The sequence below is a fragment of the Pseudomonas sp. ZY71 genome (assembly GCF_036542145.1).
Lineage (GTDB): Bacteria > Pseudomonadota > Gammaproteobacteria > Pseudomonadales > Pseudomonadaceae > Aquipseudomonas > Aquipseudomonas koreensis_A.
In genome coordinates this window covers 1,804,861-1,822,578 of record NZ_CP144274.1, presented here as the reverse complement: position 1 = coordinate 1,822,578, position 17,718 = coordinate 1,804,861, and the positions used below count along the sequence as shown (strand labels likewise).

Annotated in this window: 18 protein-coding genes; 1 reads left to right on the top strand and 17 read right to left on the bottom strand. The window is 59.9% G+C overall.

All coding sequences use genetic code 11. The annotated features are described in order from the left end of the window. Nucleotides 1–9: 9 nt before the first annotated feature. The 9 genes from VY732_RS08075 to flhA all read right to left on the bottom strand — a co-directional run bounded on the left by VY732_RS08075 (nt 10) and on the right by flhA (nt 10,780). Nucleotides 10–750: a flagellar motor protein gene (locus VY732_RS08075; RefSeq protein ID WP_016987476.1), complete on the bottom strand. Its 741-nt coding sequence runs from the start codon at nt 748–750 to the stop codon at nt 10–12. After that, a complete protein-coding gene (locus VY732_RS08070; protein WP_331695152.1) occupies nt 750–1,898 on the bottom strand; it encodes a protein-glutamate methylesterase/protein-glutamine glutaminase in 1,149 nt (382 codons plus the stop codon). The genes VY732_RS08075 and VY732_RS08070 overlap by 1 nt, the downstream gene beginning before the upstream one ends. A 49-nt stretch (nt 1,899–1,947) precedes the next feature. Next, the gene (locus VY732_RS08065) at nt 1,948–4,215 is read right to left on the bottom strand and encodes a chemotaxis protein CheA (protein ID WP_331695151.1); all 2,268 of its coding nucleotides are present in this window, start codon (nt 4,213–4,215) and stop codon (nt 1,948–1,950) included. Between the two features lie 54 nt (nt 4,216–4,269). Beyond that, entirely contained in the window at nt 4,270–5,058 is a 789-nt protein-coding gene (locus VY732_RS08060) for a protein phosphatase CheZ (RefSeq protein ID WP_034151516.1), read from the bottom strand. A gap of 18 nt (nt 5,059–5,076) precedes the next feature. After that, nucleotides 5,077–5,448: a chemotaxis response regulator CheY gene (locus tag VY732_RS08055; protein WP_161986607.1), complete on the bottom strand. Its 372-nt coding sequence runs from the start codon at nt 5,446–5,448 to the stop codon at nt 5,077–5,079. A 166-nt stretch (nt 5,449–5,614) separates the two neighbouring features. Next, complete coding sequence (gene fliA / locus VY732_RS08050; protein WP_007920004.1) at nt 5,615–6,355, bottom strand: RNA polymerase sigma factor FliA; 741 nt, start codon at nt 6,353–6,355, stop codon at nt 5,615–5,617. Next, nucleotides 6,352–7,182, bottom strand: coding sequence for a flagellar synthesis regulator FleN (gene fleN, locus VY732_RS08045; protein WP_003222917.1), 831 nt, complete (start codon nt 7,180–7,182; stop codon nt 6,352–6,354). The genes fliA and fleN overlap by 4 nt, the downstream gene beginning before the upstream one ends. Nucleotides 7,183–7,298: 116 nt before the next feature. After that, complete coding sequence (gene flhF, locus VY732_RS08040; RefSeq protein WP_008077677.1) at nt 7,299–8,639, bottom strand: flagellar biosynthesis protein FlhF; 1,341 nt, start codon at nt 8,637–8,639, stop codon at nt 7,299–7,301. An 11-nt stretch (nt 8,640–8,650) separates the two neighbouring features. Next, complete coding sequence (flhA, locus tag VY732_RS08035) at nt 8,651–10,780, bottom strand: flagellar biosynthesis protein FlhA (RefSeq protein WP_034151515.1); 2,130 nt, start codon at nt 10,778–10,780, stop codon at nt 8,651–8,653. Between the two features lie 666 nt (nt 10,781–11,446). On the opposite strand from flhA, the gene VY732_RS08030 reads away from it, so the two are divergent. Further along, nucleotides 11,447–11,806 carry a DUF6124 family protein gene (locus VY732_RS08030; protein ID WP_331695150.1) on the top strand — a complete coding sequence of 120 codons (360 nt, stop codon included), beginning with the start codon at nt 11,447–11,449 and terminating at the stop codon, nt 11,804–11,806. 185 nt (nt 11,807–11,991) lie between these two features. On the opposite strand, the gene VY732_RS08025 is transcribed toward VY732_RS08030, so the two are convergent. The 8 genes from VY732_RS08025 to fliM all read right to left on the bottom strand — a co-directional run bounded on the left by VY732_RS08025 (nt 11,992) and on the right by fliM (nt 17,716). Next, the gene (locus tag VY732_RS08025; RefSeq protein WP_331695149.1) at nt 11,992–12,654 is read right to left on the bottom strand and encodes a hypothetical protein; all 663 of its coding nucleotides are present in this window, start codon (nt 12,652–12,654) and stop codon (nt 11,992–11,994) included. A 178-nt stretch (nt 12,655–12,832) separates the two neighbouring features. Beyond that, nucleotides 12,833–13,972, bottom strand: coding sequence for a flagellar biosynthesis protein FlhB (flhB, locus tag VY732_RS08020; protein WP_123594705.1), 1,140 nt, complete (start codon nt 13,970–13,972; stop codon nt 12,833–12,835). 3 nt (nt 13,973–13,975) lie between these two features. Next, entirely contained in the window at nt 13,976–14,761 is a 786-nt protein-coding gene (fliR, locus tag VY732_RS08015; protein WP_077571671.1) for a flagellar biosynthetic protein FliR, read from the bottom strand. Nucleotides 14,762–14,764: 3 nt separating this feature from the next. Continuing rightward, the gene (gene fliQ / locus VY732_RS08010; protein WP_038363854.1) at nt 14,765–15,034 is read right to left on the bottom strand and encodes a flagellar biosynthesis protein FliQ; all 270 of its coding nucleotides are present in this window, start codon (nt 15,032–15,034) and stop codon (nt 14,765–14,767) included. After that, a complete protein-coding gene (gene fliP / locus VY732_RS08005; protein ID WP_003222895.1) occupies nt 15,031–15,789 on the bottom strand; it encodes a flagellar type III secretion system pore protein FliP in 759 nt (252 codons plus the stop codon). The genes fliQ and fliP overlap by 4 nt, the downstream gene beginning before the upstream one ends. Further along, nucleotides 15,789–16,241: a flagellar biosynthetic protein FliO gene (fliO, locus tag VY732_RS08000; RefSeq protein ID WP_077571670.1), complete on the bottom strand. Its 453-nt coding sequence runs from the start codon at nt 16,239–16,241 to the stop codon at nt 15,789–15,791. Before fliO ends, fliP begins: the two co-directional genes overlap by 1 nt. Then, entirely contained in the window at nt 16,242–16,691 is a 450-nt protein-coding gene (gene fliN / locus VY732_RS07995; protein WP_007920031.1) for a flagellar motor switch protein FliN, read from the bottom strand. Nucleotides 16,692–16,747: 56 nt separating this feature from the next. Next, nucleotides 16,748–17,716: a flagellar motor switch protein FliM gene (fliM, locus tag VY732_RS07990; protein ID WP_038363850.1), complete on the bottom strand. Its 969-nt coding sequence runs from the start codon at nt 17,714–17,716 to the stop codon at nt 16,748–16,750. Nucleotides 17,717–17,718: the final 2 nt, after the last annotated feature.

The following is a 17,718-nucleotide window of genomic DNA, read 5'->3' as shown; positions in this document are numbered from 1 at the left end:
GTTATTCCCTTAATCCATGAAGCCTTGCAGCTTCAACTCAATGGAGCGAGGGTTTTCACCTTCGGCGATCGACAGGATCCCTTCCAACAACATTTCGCGATAACGCGACTGCCGCAACGCGATTGACTTCAGCTTGGCGGCGATTGGCAGCAACACCAGGTTGGCACTGGCCACGCCGTAAATGGTCGCAACGAAGGCGACGGCGATACCGCTGCCCAGCTGCGTCGGATCAGCCAGGTTGCCCATCACGTGGATCAGGCCCATCACCGCACCGATGATGCCGATGGTCGGCGCGTAGCCGCCCATGCTTTCAAAGACTTTCGCCGCTTCGATATCGCGCGCTTCCTGAGTGTAGAAATCCACTTCGAGGATGCTGCGGATCGCTTCCGGCTCGGCACCGTCGACCAGCAGTTGCAGGCCTTTGCGCGAGTAATTGTCGGGTTCGGCATCCGCCACGCCTTCCAGACCCAGCAGGCCTTCCTTGCGTGCGGTGAGGCTCCAGTTGACGACGCGATCGATGCCACCGGCCAGATCGACCCGTGGCGGAAACAGAATCCAGGCAAGGATCTGCATGGCGCGTTTGAACGCGCTCATCGGCGATTGCAGCAGTGCGGCACCGATGGTGCCGCCCAGTACGATCAATGCCGCCGGGCCGTTGGCCAGCGCACCGAGGTGACCACCTTCAAGGTAGTTACCGCCGATGATGGCGACGAACGCCATGATGATCCCGATAAGGCTTAAAACATCCATCAGATACACGCCTCGACAATGTGCTTGCCGATGTCGTCGAGGCTGTACACCGCGTCGGCGAGGTCGGCTTTAACGATGGCCATCGGCATGCCGTAGATCACGCAGCTGGCTTCGTCTTGCGCCCACACGGCGCTACCGCCCTGCTTGAGCAGACGCGCGCCTTCACGGCCATCGGCGCCCATGCCAGTCAACACCACCGCCAGAACTTTGTCGCCGTAGGATTTCGCCGCCGAACCGAAGGTGATGTCCACGCACGGCTTGTAATTCAGACGCTCGTCGCCCGGGAGGATTTTCACCGCGCCACGGCCGTCGATCATCATTTGCTTGCCACCCGGTGCGAGCAACGCCAGGCCCGGACGCAGGATGTCGCCATCCTCGGCTTCCTTGACGCTGATGCGGCAGAGCTTGTCGAGACGCTCGGCAAACGCCTTGGTGAACGCTGCCGGCATGTGCTGGATCAGCACGATCGGCGCCGGAAAGTTCGCTGGCAACTGAGTCAGCACGCGCTGCAAGGCAACCGGGCCGCCAGTCGAGGTACCGATGGCAACCAGTTTGTAGGCTTTGCGTTTCGGTGTCGGCGACGACGCGCTGGCAGCCGGAGCACGGCTTGGAGCAGGTGCATGCACAGGCGCGGGTGCCGGACGTGCCGGTGCGCTGGTGCTGTGGCTGCTGAAACTGGATGGCGCCGGAGCCGGTGCAGGCGTTGGCGCTGCGGCTGGAGCCGGCGCGCTATAAGCACTGAAACGACGATTACTGCGCGAAATGCTATGGACCTTTTCGCACAGCAACTGCTTGACCTTCTCCGGGTTGCGCGAGATGTCTTCGAAATTCTTCGGCAGGAAATCCACCGCGCCGGCGTCCAGCGCATCGAGGGTGACCCGGGCGCCTTCGTGGGTCAGCGAGGAGAACATCAACACCGGGGTCGGGCAGCGCTGCATGATGTGCCGCACTGCCGTGATGCCATCCATCATCGGCATCTCGTAGTCCATGGTGATCACGTCCGGCTTGAGTGCCAGGGCCTGATCGATCGCCTCTTTACCGTTGGTGGCGGTGCCGACCACCTGAATGCTCGGATCCGCTGAAAGAATTTCCGAGACGCGGCGGCGGAAAAAACCCGAATCGTCCACCACCAGGACTTTGACTGCCATAAACACTCCATTAGGTGCGGCGGGACGTTATCGCCCCGCCGCCCCGGATTCAAATACGCCGTGCGGCGTAACGCTTGAGCATGCTTGGAACATCGAGAATCAGCGCGATGCGGCCGTCACCGGTGATGGTGGCGCCGGACATGCCCGGAGTGCCCTGCAGCATTTTGCCCAATGGCTTGATAACCACTTCTTCCTGACCGACCAGTTGATCGACGACGAAGCCGATCCGCTGAGTGCCTACCGAAAGGATCACCACGTGGCCCTCGCGCTGCTCTTCGTGAGCGGCGGAGCTGACCAGCCAGCGCTTGAGGTAGAACAATGGCAGCGCCTTGTCCCGCACGATCACCACTTCCTGACCGTCGACGACGTTGGTGGTCGACAGGTCGAGGTGGAAGATTTCGTTGACGTTGACCAACGGGAACGCAAACGCCTGATTGCCGAGCATGACCATCAGGGTTGGCATGATCGCGAGGGTCAGCGGCACCTTGATGACGATCTTCGAGCCCTGGCCCTTGGTCGAGTAGATGTTGATCGAACCGTTGAGCTGGGAAATCTTGGTCTTCACCACGTCCATGCCGACACCGCGTCCGGACACGTCGGAGATCTCGGTCTTGGTCGAGAAACCCGGGGCGAAAATCAGGTTGTAGCACTCGGTATCGCTGAGGCGATCGGCCGCGTCCTTGTCCATCACGCCGCGTTTTACCGCGATGGCGCGCAGGACATTCGGGTCCATGCCTTTGCCGTCATCGGAAATCGACAGCAGGATATGGTCGCCCTCTTGCTCGGCCGCCAGTACCACGCGACCGCCACGGGCCTTGCCCGACGCTTCGCGTTCTTCCGGCGACTCGATGCCGTGGTCGACGGCGTTGCGCACCAAGTGGACCAGTGGGTCGGCCAGGGCCTCGACAAGGTTTTTGTCGAGGTCGGTTTCTTCACCCACCAGTTCCAGGTTGATTTCTTTCTTGAGCTGACGCGCCAGATCTCGAACCAGACGCGGGAAGCGCCCGAAGACCTTCTTGATCGGCTGCATCCGCGTCTTCATGACGGCGGTCTGCAAGTCAGCCGTGACCACGTCGAGGTTCGACACGGCCTTTTGCATGGCTTCATCGCCGCTGTTCAGGCCCAGGCGCACCAGACGGTTACGCACCAGCACCAACTCGCCGACCATGTTCATGATTTCGTCGAGACGTGCCGTGTCGACGCGCACGGTGGTTTCGGCTTCGCTCGCCGGTTTTTCCGGTGGCGGTGTCGCCGACGCACGGGCCGGAGCCGGTGCAGCAGCGGCAGCCGGTTTTGGCGCTTCGGCTTTTGGCTCAGGCTTGGCGGCAGGCTTGGGCGCTGCAGCAGCGGCCGGTGCCTTGGCAGCCGGTGTAGCGACGGTCGAAGCACTGCCAGCAGCGGCGGTGCCGACTTCGGTGAACTTGCCTTTGCCGTGCAATTCGTCGAGCAGCGATTCGAACTCGTGATCGCTGATCAGGTCGCTGCCGGCAGCGGCGGCCGCTGGAGCAGCCGGCGCAGGTGCCGACGCAATCGCCGACTCCAGCGCATCCACGGCAAAGTTGCCCTTGCCATGCAATTGATCGAGCAGGGCTTCGAATTCGTCGTCGGTGATGTCAGAGCTGTCGCCCTTGGCCGGAGCCGCAGGGGCTGCCGCCGCTGGCGCAACCGCGTCCACCGCGAACTGGCCCTTGCCGTGCAGTTGATCGAGCAACGACTCGAACTCGGCATCGGTGATTTCATCGCTCGCTGCTTCAGCGGCCGTTTGCGCAGGCGCAGCAGCGGCCGGGGCTTCAGCTTCAGCCTTGACGGCGTTCAGCGAATCCAGCAGTTGCTCAAATTCGTTATCGGTGATGTCGCCCGAGTCGCCTTCGACGACCAGTTCTTCGATCATCTCGGCCACTGGCGAAGCCGGGGCCGCGTCCGCCGATTGCGGTTCGGCCAGACGCGCCAGGGCGGCCAGCAGTTCCGGGGTGGCAGCGGTGATCGGAGCACGCTCACGAACCTCAGTGAACATGCTGTTCACCGCGTCCAGTGCTTCGAGGACAACGTCCATCAGTTCTGCATCAACGCGACGCTCACCCTTGCGCAGGATGTCGAACACGTTTTCGGCGATGTGACAGCACTCCACCAGCTCATTGAGCTGAAGGAAGCCGGCGCCCCCTTTTACAGTGTGGAAACCGCGAAAAATTGCGTTGAGCAGATCTGCGTCATCCGGACGGCTTTCCAGCTCGACCAGTTGTTCGGACAGTTGCTCAAGAATCTCGCCGGCCTCAACCAGGAAATCCTGAAGGATCTCTTCATCGGCGCCGAAGCTCATTAATGGGGTGCTCCTACAGGTCTAAAAACCCAAAAAACCTAAAATTCCAAAACACTAGAACCCGAGGCTGGATAACAAATCGTCCACATCGTCCTGACCGGACACAACGTCTTCTCGTTTATCGGCATGAATCTGCGGACCTTCACCCTGCGAGAGATGTTTTTGTGGATCTTTTTCTGCAAGCATCGCGGCGCGGTCATGTTCGATGCCCGCAAAGCGGTCGACCTGACTGGCCATGAGCACGAGTTTGAGCAAATTGCTTTCGACTTCGGTGACCAGTTGGGTCACACGCTTGATCACCTGACCGGTCAGGTCCTGGTAATCCTGGGCCAGCAGGATGTCGTTGAGATTGCTCGACACCGCACGGTTGTCCGTGCTGCTGCGTGACAGAAAACCGTCGACCCGGCGCGCCAGTTCACGGAACTCTTCAGCTCCGACCTCGCGACGCATGAAGCGCCCCCAATCGGCGCTCAAAGTCTGGGCTTCGTCAGCCAGACCATTGACCACCGGCGTGGCGCTTTCCACCAGATCCATGGTGCGGTTGGCCGCGGCCTCTGTCAGCTTGACCACATAGCCCAGGCGTTCGGTGGCGTCGGTGATTTGCGACACTTCCTCGGCCTGTGGCATGTTCGGGTCGATCTGGAAGTTGACGATCGCACTGTGCAGTTCACGTGTGAGCTTGCCGACTTCCTGGTACAGGCCACGGTCACGGGTCTGATTGAGCTCATGGATCAGTTGCACAGCGTCGCCGAACCTGCCTTTTTCAAGGCTTTCGACCAGTTCGACCGCGTGTTTTTTCAGGGTCGACTCGAAATCGCCCTGTGAAGATTCGTTATGCTCCATAGCTCCCCCGCGCGTTCATCAGCCGATGCGTTCGAAAATCTTCTCGATTTTGTCTTTCAACGCCTGAGCCGTGAAAGGTTTGACTACGTAGCCGTTTACACCGGCCTGAGCGGCTTCAATGATCTGCTCGCGCTTGGCTTCTGCAGTCACCATCAGCACTGGCAGGTGCTTGAGTTTTTCATCGGCACGCACGTGGCGCAGCAGGTCGATACCGGTCATGCCCGGCATGTTCCAGTCCGTTACCAGAAAGTCGATGCTGCCGCTGTTGAGCACTGGAATGGCAGTCACGCCATCGTCAGCCTCGACGGTGTTGGTGAACCCAAGATCACGCAGCAGGTTCTTGATGATCCGCCGCATCGTTGAGAAGTCATCAACGATGAGGATTTTCATGTCTTTGTTCAATTCGACCTCCAAGCAGTCTTAAACGCGCCCAGCACCTGGACGCGCCACTTCAATCAATCGGCGCAGCACTCGAAGACTGTCTGGAGCACAACAGAGCAAGACCGGTGCCGTTCATCACCGCACCAGCCTCGTTCGCAGTGTCCCCACACTGCCTTCAGCGCGCTCGCCACTCCCCCAAACGCCCCCGCAAACGGGCCGCGCACTGGCTGTGTAACTGGCTGACCCGCGATTCACTGACGCCAAGGACTTCACCGATCTCCTTGAGGTTCAGCTCTTCGTCGTAGTACAGCGCCAACACCAGTCGCTCACGCTCCGGCAAATTGGCAATCGCGTCCGCCAACGCCGCCTGGAAACGTTCATCTTCCAGATCGCGTGACGGCTCAAGATGAGCACTCGCGCCATCCTCGTGCAGCCCTTCGTGTTCGCCGTCCTGCAACAGATCGTCGAAACTGAACAGGCGGCTGCCCAAGGTGTCATTCAAAATCCCGTAGTAATCGTCGAGACTCAATTGGAGTTCGGCCGCAACCTCGTGATCTTTAGCATCACGGCCGGTTTTAGCTTCAATTGAGCGAATTGCGTCACTGACCATACGGGTATTGCGGTGAACCGAGCGTGGCGCCCAGTCCCCTTTGCGCACTTCGTCGAGCATCGCGCCGCGGATTCGGATGCCCGCGTACGTTTCGAAACTGGCGCCTTTGCTGGCGTCATATTTGGTCGAGACTTCGAGCAGGCCGATCATTCCGGCCTGGATCAGGTCTTCGACCTGCACACTCGCCGGCAAACGTGCCAGCAAGTGATAGGCAATGCGTTTGACCAGTGGCGCGTAACGCTCGATCAGTTCGTACTGCGCGTCACGTGCCGACTTCTTGTAGTAGTTCATACCGCTTGCGGTCATAGCACGGGCCCTGCCGTTTGCTGCACGAGGCGCTCGACGAAAAACTCAAGGTGGCCACGCGGGTTGGCGGGCAGCGGCCAGGTGTCGACCTTCTGCGCGATCGCCTTGAACGCCAGCGCGCACTTGGAACGCGGGAAGGCTTCATACACAGCACGCTGCTTCTGCACCGCTTTACGCACGCTTTCGTCGTAAGGCACGGCGCCGACGTATTGTAGGGCCACGTCAAGGAAGCGATCCGTGACCTTGGTCAACTTGGCGAACAGGTTGCGCCCTTCCTGCGGGCTCTGCGCCATGTTGGCCAGCACGCGGAAGCGGTTCATGCCGTAATCGCGGTTGAGCAACTTGATCAGCGCGTAGGCGTCGGTAATGGAAGTAGGCTCATCGCAGACCACCAGCAACACTTCTTGCGCGGCGCGTACAAAACTGACTACCGAGTCACCAATACCCGCAGCGGTGTCGATCACCAGCACGTCGAGATTGTCGCCGATGTCGCTGAACGCCTGAATCAGACCGGCATGTTGCGCCGGGCTCAGGTGCACCATGCTTTGCGTGCCGGACGCGGCCGGGACGATGCGGATGCCACCGGGGCCTTGCAACAGCACGTCGCGCAATTCGCAACGGCCTTCGATCACGTCGGCCAGTGTGCGTTTAGGGGTCAGACCCAACAAAACGTCGACGTTCGCCAGTCCCAGATCGGCGTCCAGCAGCATGACCCGACGGCCAAGCTCTGCCAGCGCCAGCGACAAGTTCACTGACACGTTAGTCTTGCCGACGCCACCTTTGCCGCCGGTCACCGCGATCACCTGTACGGGATGCATGCTGCCCATGTTATTTCTTTACCTTGTCTTGCATAGACGGAGGCCACATTACTGGCTGCGCGTTCACAACCGGAACAATGCATGGCAGACCATCGATGTAGGTACAAAAACTGTTCATGAATACCTCAGCCTACCTGCTTGGTCGGGCTGTGATAGATATCAGCGAACATGTCAGCCATGGCTTCTTCGCTGGGTTCTTCCTGCATTTGCACGCTGACGGCGCGGCTGACCAGTTGATGACGGCGCGGCAGATGCAAATCATCCGGAATCCGTGGGCCATCGGTCAGGTACGCGACCGGCAATTCATGACTGATCGCCAGGCTCAACACTTCGCCAAGGCTGGCCGTTTCATCCAGTTTAGTCAGGATGCAGCCGGCTAGCCCGCAACGCTTGTAACTGTGATAAGCGGCGGTTAGAACCTGTTTCTGGCTGGTGGTTGCCAAGACCAGATAATTTTTTGAACGAATGCCACGCCCGGCCAGACTTTCCAGCTGCATGCGCAGCGCAGGATCACTGGCTTGCAGGCCGGCAGTATCGATCAATACCACGCGTTTGCGCAGCAGTGGATCCAGCGCCTGCACCAGCGATTGGCCCGGATCGACGTGAGTCACTGGCACATTGAGAATGCGGCCCAGCGTCTTCAGTTGTTCCTGAGCGCCGATACGGAAACTGTCCATGCTCACCAGCGCGACATTCTGCGCGCCGTATTTCAGCACATAACGCGCTGCCAGCTTGGCGAGCGTAGTGGTCTTGCCCATGCCGGCAGGGCCGACCATGGCAATCACACCGCCCTCTTCCAGCGGCTCGACTTCCGGTACGGCAATCATCCGCGCCAAGTGCGCCAGCAGCATGCGCCAGGCCTGACGCGGCTCTTCGATATCAGTAATCATCGCCAGCAGATCGCGCGACAACGGGCCGGACAGACCGATACGTTGCAGACGGCGATAAAGATTGGCTTGCGCCGGACGGCTGCCTTGCAGCTGATTCCAGGCCAGGGTGCCGAGCTGAACTTCCATCAGCTCGCGCAGGCTGTTCAATTCAAAGCGCATCGAATCCAGTGCACGCGGATCAACGCCGCCGGAAGACTGCGCCGGCGCCGGGGCCGGACGCGCCGGTGCGGCGTAAGTCGGCTCGCTCAGCGGTTCGGCAGCGGTCAGCGGCAGGCCAGCCGTCAACGGCAGCCCGGCGAAGATCTGGCGATTGCTATTGCCATCAGCTTCGCCACGCAGGCTCAACTCGGCCTGAGCGGTGACGATGCGCGACTGGGTCTTGCGCAGCTCGTCTTCGAGTTCCATGTTCGGAACCCGTGGCGCCAGGGCCGACAATTTGTAATCCAGTGCCGCCGTCAGCTCGACACCGCCGGCAATGCGGCGATTGCCAATGATGGCGGCATCAGCGCCCAGCTCATCACGAACCAGCTTCATGGCCTGACGCATATCGGCGGCAAAGAAACGCTTAACTTGCATAAACCACTACCTCAGCCGTTGGGCCCTACTGTCGCAACGATGGTCACTTGCTTGTTGTCCGGTATTTCCTGGTAGGCCAGCACATGCAATCCAGGGACTGCGAGGCGGCCAAAGCGCGAGAGCATCGCGCGGATCGGGCCAGCGACCAAAAGGATCACTGGCTGACCTTGCATTTCCTGACGCTGCGCCGCTTCGATCAGCGAACGCTGCAGCTTCTCGGCCATGCTTGGCTCCAGCAGAACGCCCTCTTCCGAGCCTTGTCCTGCCTTCTGCAGACTATTGAGCAATATTTGTTCCAACCTTGGTTCCAAGGTGATCACAGGCAGCTCGGACTCAGTGCCTACAATGCTTTGGACGATGGCGCGCGATACGCCAACCCGCACCGCAGCCACCAACGCGGCGGTATCTTGACTCTTCGCGGCGTTGTTGGCGATGGCTTCGGCAATGCTGCGGATATCGCGCACCGGTACGTGTTCGGCGAGCAACGCTTGCAGCACTTTGAGCAACTGCGACAACGAGACCACGCCCGGCACCAGCTCTTCAGCCAGTTTCGGCGAGCTTTTGGCCAGCAATTGCATGAGTTGCTGCACTTCTTCGTGGCCAATCAGCTCGCTGGAGTGCTTGTACAGAATCTGGTTCAAGTGCGTGGCGACCACGGTGCTGGCATCGACCACGGTGTAACCGAGCGATTGTGCCTGCGCACGCTGGCTGATTTCGATCCACACCGCCTCCAGGCCGAAAGCCGGATCTTTGGCGTTGATACCGTTGAGCGTGCCGTAGACCTGGCCCGGGTTGATCGCCAGTTCGCGATCCGGGTAGATCTCGGCTTCGGCGAGGATCACCCCCATCAGGGTCAGGCGATAAGCGCTCGGCGCCAGATCGAGGTTGTCGCGGATGTGCACGGTCGGCATGAGGAAGCCGAGATCCTGCGAGAGCTTCTTGCGCACGCCCTTGATCCGCGCCAGCAATTGCCCGCCCTGGTTGCGATCCACCAGCGGAATCAGGCGATAACCGACTTCCAGACCGATCATGTCGATCGGCGTCACGTCGTCCCAGCCCAGCTCCTTGGTTTCCATGGCGCGGGCCGGCGACGGCAGCAATTCCTGCTGGCGCTTGACCTCTTCCAGCGCCACGACCTTGGCCACGTTCTGCTTCTTCCAGAACAGGTACGCGCCGCCAGCGGCCAGCGCAGCCATGCTCAGGAACGAGAAGTGCGGCATGCCCGGCACCAGGCCCATCACCGCCATCAGACCGGCCGCCACCGCCAGCGCTTTCGGCGAGGCGAACATCTGGCGATTGATCTGCTTGCCCATGTCTTCCGAACCGGAAGCACGGGTCACCATGATCGCTGCCGCTGTCGATAACAACAGTGATGGCAATTGCGCCACTAAACCGTCACCGATGGTCAGCAAGGCGTAAACCCGACCGGCATCGCCGAAGCTCATGTTGTGCTGGAAGATACCCACGGCCATGCCGCCGATGAGGTTGATAAACAGAATCAGCAGGCCGGCGATGGCGTCACCGCGGACGAATTTGCTGGCACCGTCCATCGAACCGTAGAACTCAGCCTCTTGGGCGACTTCCTGACGGCGCGCCTTGGCCTGGTTCTGGTCGATCAGACCGGCGTTGAGGTCGGCGTCGATCGCCATTTGTTTACCGGGCATCGCATCGAGGGTGAAACGCGCGCTCACTTCGGAAATCCGCCCGGCACCCTTGGTCACCACGACGAAGTTGATGATCATCAGGATCGCGAAGACCACGATACCGACCACGTAGTTACCGCCGATCACCACCTCACCGAAGGCCTGAATCACCTTACCGGCCGCGGCGTGGCCGTCCTGACCGTGGAGCATCACCACCCGCGTCGAGGCCACGTTCAACGCCAGGCGCAGCAGCGTCGCCACCAGCAGAATGGTCGGGAACACAGCGAAATCCAGCGGGCGCAGCGCATACACGCAGACCAGCAGGACGACGATGGACAGGGCAATGTTGAAGGTAAAGAAGACGTCGAGCAGGAACGGCGGCACCGGCAACATCATCATCGCCAGCATGACCAGCAGCAACAACGGCACGCCCAGATTGCCTCGACTGAGGTCGGCAACGTTTGTGCGAGCAGTGTTGAATAACTGAGAGCGATCCACCGGTTTTCCCCGTTCCTTTAAAGCAAACTTTTGACGCCCAGAGCGGGCTCACGCCGGGTACTGCAAGAAGCTTTCCAACTTTTGCGATTGATTGAAACAGAGAGGGAGGTGTACGCGACCACTGTAGGAGTGAGCCTGCTCGCGATAGCGGTGTGTCATCCAAAAAATTCGTCAACTGACACTCCGCTATCGCGAGCAGGCTCACTCCTACATTTGGTGTGCATTTCACTCTCACATTTGGAATGCAGTCTCTTGTGGGAGCGAGCCTGCTCGCGAAGGGGCCAGTCGAGTTAGTGCAAATCGCCTTTTAAACTCAGGTGTTTAAAAGACACCTTCAGACACGCCTTTAAGGCTACATATTCTTGCGTCATTGCCTACAGCTACGCCAGAATCCGCCGGCTTGTGCACCTTGGGGCCGGGTTCTATTGTGGGTCGGTCGCTGACGAATCAGCGATCGGGTTTAGCGACCCGGACCATCTCAGTGCATCAGCGTTCGTAGCTTCGTTGTGGGACTCTTCGCCCGCAATTACGTTATGGCGGCTGTATGCGGGAGACCTTTGGGTCTACCGGGGTGCCTGTGACCGGTTCGCTAACCTGCGTACAGCTGCCACCTTCACTTGTTTAGCGACAGGGAAAGAGTGGCTCCATAACCTCAGGAGTATCACCATGATCAAACCAACACCCAACCCACCCGAAATCGACCTCGCCTCCCCCTACGAATCCCTCGACTCCAAAAAACTCAACGACGCCGCCGAACGCGCGCTCGATCACTACCTCTGCCCACCCGGCTCCACCCCACCACCGCGCAGAACCCGCAGGATGTACGCAGTCACCGCCGACTTCAAAAACGAAGAACTGCTGGCCGATGCCAGCGAAACACTCGCCTCAGCCAGAACCATCGCCCATGACTTTGCCCATCTCATACCGGCGTCGCAGCGCAGGACACTGCTGGGGATCGCGCAATTGATCATGCTGGGGGAACTGGCGGTGAATCGGGTGATGGATAATCTGGAGTTGCCGGGTTGACGCAGGCATTGGGGACACCAGCTGATTGATCCAGCGTCAATTCTGACGCCTCCGCGAGCAGGCTCGCTCCCACCGTTGAACGGCTTCCAGAGTGGGAGCGCGAATACTGGCTAAGGAGCAACACAAACCTTGAGGCAGAAAAAACCCGCCGCCCCGTTTCAATCGGGGCGGCGGGTTGCAGATCACTACGCGGTTAAAACCTGTTCAGGGGTAATCGGGCCGAAACCGAGATTCTTGCCATTGATATAGCGCGCGCCCTTGAGCAGCTCCTTACCCTCAACAACTACGACCTCGGCCTGCGGGTACATAAACGTCACCACCGAAATCGGCGTCGTACTCTTCGGCAGTTTTGTCCGCTGCTCTATGAGGGTGAGTGCCCAATCAAACCAAATGATGGGGAGATCTTCGATCTTGATTTCGCGCTGCGGATCTTCCCAACGAAAGTCCTGGCGCGCCGTTATCAAAAGCGCATCTCCCTCGATGACGAATTCCGGCTTGCCAAATCGCCTCTCCATGTCGTTGTTGATCCAGCCATCCAGGTACAGATCCGGATCGGTGAAGAGTTCGAAAAGCATCGCGCTGTTGACGATTTTTCCTGCAGAAGTACCAATCACACTGTAGTGATTGTGGTACGCCAAACCCTCCAGCTCCGGCCGAATCGCGTTGCTCGACACTTCCAGATAATTGGCGCTGTAGGCGTTGGCCATCTGCTTGAAATGGGTGAAGTCCAGCATCAACTTGAAAGTCACGGTGTAACCGATTGCGCGATCGGCTGTGCGCTGCTCCAACACTCCCGAGACGAATTCAACTTCCATACCTTGCAACTTTCTGTAGGGCTGGTCTGCCATGATTGCTTCCTCTGAAACCTTATGCAGGCGCCGATCCCAGGTACTCGTATCAGATGATCAGAGCGACCAATGCAGGGAAATGCCGGGAGAATTCCCATGGCAATGAGAGCGCCGATGGGCACAGCCGTCTACTGTCAGACTTGACAGGTTCAGAGGTTTTCCAGACAGACGGTAACCATCAGGTATCGCGGCGCAGATCCGGCGGAATCGGCAAATCATCCTTGAGCGGATCCGGGCGCTTGCCCTTGCCGGCACGGAACTGGCGGATCTGGTAGACGTAGGCCAAGACCTGAGCAACTGCCAGGTACAGCCCACCTGGGATTTCCTGATCCAGTTCGGTGGAGTAGTAAATCGAACGCGCCAGCCCCGGCGATTCGAGGAGCATGACGTTGTTGGCCACAGCGATTTCACGGATTTTCAGCGCGAGGAAGTCGCTGCCCTTGGCGATCAGCATCGGCGCGCCGCCCTTCTCCGAGTCGTACTTGAGCGCGACGGCGTAGTGGGTCGGGTTGGTGATGACCACGTCGGCGTCGGGAATCGCCGCCATCATACGGCGCTGGGACATTTCGCGCTGGGTCTGGCGGATGCGCTGTTTGACTTCCGGGCGACCCTCCTGATCCTTGTGCTCGTCGCGCACTTCCTGCTTGGTCATCAGCAGTTTCTTGTGGGCTTCCCAGAGCTGCACCGGCACGTCGACGGCGGCGATGATGATCAGGCCGCAGGCCAGCCACAAGGTGCTCCAGCCGACCAGCGTGACGCTGTGGATGATCGCCATTTCAAGCGGCTCGTGGGCGATCCGCAGAAAGTCATCGACATCCGCCGACAACACCACCAACGCCACACCCAAAGTGATCAGAAACTTGGCCAGCGCCTTGAGCAACTCGATCACTGACTTGAACGAAAACATCCGTTTCAGGCCTGCCGCCGGGTTCATCCGGCTGAACTTGGGGGCCAGGGAGCCCGCCGCGAACAGCCAGCCACCGAGGGAAATCGGCCCGATCAGCGCCGCCAGCAACAGGGTGATCATGATCGGCTGGATCGCCAACAGCGCCATCTGGCCCGACTGCAACAGGAACGCGCCCATGGAACCCTGATCCATGATCACTTCGCGCGACAGCGTGAAGTTCAGGCGCATCAGCTCCATCAGGTCTTCGGCCAGCATGCCGCCGAACACCAGCAGCGCACCGGCACCGGCCATGGTCACGGCCAGGGTGTTGAGTTCTTTGGAACGGGCAATCTCGCCCTTCTCACGGGAGTCCTTTTTACGTTTCTCCGTGGGGTCTTCTGTTTTGTCCTGACCGCTTTCGCTCTCTGCCATGACTCAGCGCGCCCGTGCCAGTTCGCGTAACAGCTGCAAGGCTTCAGTGGCCAGCGGCTGATACTGGTTGAGAATGTCCGCCAGACCGACCCAGACAATGAACAGGCCGAGCACCAGGGTCAGCGGAAAACCGATGGAGAAAATATTCAGTTGCGGCGCGGCACGGGTCATCACGCCGAAGGCGATGTTGACCACCAGCAGCGCGGTGACCGCCGGCAATACCAGCAGCAACGCCGCACCAAGGACCCAGCCAAGTTTGCCGGCCAGCTCCCAGTAGTGCGCGGTCATCAGACCGCTGCCGACCGGTAGCGTGGTGAAGCTTTCGGTGAGCACTTCGAAGACCACCAGGTGGCCATTCATCGACAGGAACAGCAGCGTGACGAGCATGGTGAAAAACTGCCCGATCACCGCCACGGAGACCCCGTTGGCCGGGTCGACCATCGAAGCGAAACCCATGCCCATCTGAATGGCGACGATTTGCCCGGCCACGGCAAACGCCTGGAAAAACAGCTGCAGGGAAAACCCGAGCACGGCGCCGACGAGGATCTGTTCGGCAATCAACATCAAGCCACTCAGGTCGAGCGGGCTGACCGCCGGCATCGGCGGCAGGCTCGGCGCAATGCACACGGTGATCGCCACGGCGAAATACAGGCGCACACGGCGCGGTATCAGCGTGGTGCCGAACACCGGCATGACCATCAGCATCGAGGCGACGCGAAACAGCGGCAACATGAACGACGCCACCCAGGTACTGATCTGGGTGTCGGTCAGCTGAAGCAGCGATTGCATGGCTTAGCCGATGACCATCGGGATGTTTTTGTACAACTGAATGATGTACTCCATGAACGTCTGCACGATCCACGGACCACCGATGATCAACGTGACCAGCATCACCAGCAGACGCGGCAGGAAGCTCAGGGTCTGTTCGTTGATCTGCGTGGCAGCCTGAAACATCGCCACCAGCAAGCCGACCAACAGGCTCGGCACCACCAGAATCGCGACCATCAATGTGGTCAGCCAAAGGGCTTCACGAAAGATATCGACCGCAACTTCCGGCGTCATGGCGAGACACCTCCAAAACTGCTGGCCAGGGTGCCGATGATCAGCGCCCAGCCATCCACCAGCACGAACAGCATGATCTTGAACGGCAGCGAGATGATCAGCGGCGAGAGCATCATCATACCCATCGCCATCAGCACACTGGCCACGACGAGGTCGATGATCAGGAACGGAATGAAGATCATGAAGCCGATCTGGAACGCGGTTTTAAGTTCGGAGGTGACGAACGCCGGCACCAGAATGGTCAGCGGCGCCTGATCCGGCGTGGCGATGTCGGTGCGCTTGGACAGGCGCATGAACAGCTCGAGATCGCTGGTGCGGGTCTGCGCGAGCATGAAGTCCTTGATTGGCACTTGAGCTTTTTCTACCGCTTGCTGGGCGGTGAGTTTTTCCGCCAGATACGGTTGCAGCGCATCGTTGTTCACCCGGTCGAACACCGGGGCCATGATGAACATGGTGAGGAACAGCGCCATGCCGGTGAGGATCTGGTTCGACGGCGTCTGTTGCAGGCCAAGGGCCTGACGCAGGATCGAGAAGACGATGATGATCCGGGTGAAACTGGTCATCAGAATCACGGCCGCCGGAATGAAGCTCAGGGCGGTCATGATCAGCAGGATCTGCAGACTGACCGAATACTCCTGCGCGCCATCGGCGTTGGTGCCCAGCGTGATCGCCGGGATCGACAACGGATCGGCGGCGAACGCCAGCGGCGCGGCCAGCATCAGGGCCAGCGTCAAGACGATGCGTAACGCACCCATTACTTCGTATCCTTCTGATCCTTGCCGAGTATCTTCAGCAACTGCTGGGCAAAATCCGGAGTGGCTTTTTCACTGGTGTGCGGCACCGGCACGGGTTCCTTGAGCACATGCAGCGCGGTGATGGTGCCAGGGCTGAGGCCAAGCAGAATCTGCTCGTTGCCGACCTGCACCAGCAGCAAACGGTCACGCGGACCGAGCGCGCGCGAACCGATCAGCTCGATCACCTGGCCCTTGCCGGCCGGACCTGCCTGCTGCACCCGGCGCAATAGCCAGGCGAGGAAGAAGATCAACCCCAGCACCAGCAACAGGCCGAAGACCAGTTGCGTCAGTTGCCCGGCCACGCCGCTGCTAACCATCGGCGCGGTCGCGGCCGGCACGGTGGTGGCGGTCGACGGTTCGGCGGCCAGCACGCTCAGCGGCAAGGCCAACAGAGCCCAGAGAAACCGTTTCACTCAGCGCAGCTTCTTGATGCGTTCGCTTGGGCTGATCACGTCAGTCAGGCGGATGCCGAACTTTTCGTTGACCACTACCACTTCACCGTGCGCGATCAGCGTGCCGTTGACCAGCACGTCCAGCGGCTCGCCGGCCAGACGATCGAGCTCGATCACCGAACCCTGGTTGAGTTGCAGCAGGTTGCGAATGTTGATGTCGGTGCTGCCCACTTCCATCGAGATCGATACCGGGATGTCGAGGATCACGTCCAGGTTCGGGCCGTCGAGGGTCACCGGGTCGTTGTTCTTCGGCACGCTGCCGAACTCTTCCATCGGCAGACGCGAGCCGCTGGCTGCGTCGGCGGCCAGCAGGGCGTCGATGTCAGCCTGACCATCACCGGTTTCTTCCAGGGCAGCAGCCCATTCATCAGCCAGTGCCTGGTCGTCCTGGGCGTTCATATCGTCGTTCATCATTTGTCCTCGGCGGGCAAAAATTCAGTTAAATGCTTGGGGGTTGGAGCGCCGCTTCAGCGACGCTCGATCGGCTCGATCACTTGCAACGCGAGGTTGCCTTTGTGCGAGCCCATCTTGACCTTGAAGGCCGGCACGCCGTTGGCGCGCATGATCATTTCTTCCGGCATCTCGACCGGGATCACATCCCCCGGCTGCATGTGCAGGATGTCGCGCAGCTTCAACTGGCGGCGAGCCACGGTGGCGCCGATCGGCACATCGACATCGAGTACGTCCTGGCGCAGGGCGTTGACCCAGCGCTCGTCCTGATCGTCGAGGTCGGACTGGAAACCGGCGTCGAGCATTTCGCGCACCGGCTCGATCATCGAGTACGGCATGGTCACGTGCAGATCGCCGCCACCGCCATCGAGTTCGATGTGGAACGTGGAGACCACAATCGCTTCGCTCGGGCCGACGATATTGGCCATGGCCGGGTTCACTTCCGAGTTGATGTACTCGAAATTGACTTCCATGATCGCCTGCCAGGCTTCCTTCAAATCGACGAAAGCCTGCTCCAGCACCATGCGCACCACGCGCAGTTCGGTCGGGGTGAATTCACGCCCTTCGATCTTGGCGTGACGGCCGTCACCGCCGAAGAAGTTGTCCACCAGCTTGAACACCAGTTTGGCGTCGAGGATGAACAGCGCGGTGCCGCGCAACGGTTTGATCTTGACCAGGTTAAGGCTGGTCGGTACGTACAGCGAGTGCACGTATTCGCCGAACTTCATCACCTGCACGCCACCGACGGCAACGTCCGCCGAGCGGCGCAGCATGTTGAACATGCTGATGCGGGTGTAACGGGCAAAACGCTCGTTGATCATTTCCAGAGTCGGCATGCGTCCACGGACGATGCGATCCTGGCTGGTCAGGTCGTAGCTTTTGACACTGCCGGGTTCGGCAGCGTTATCGGTCTGTACCAGACCATCGTCGACGCCATGCAACAGCGCGTCGATTTCATCCTGGGACAGCAGATCCTGCACGGCCATGT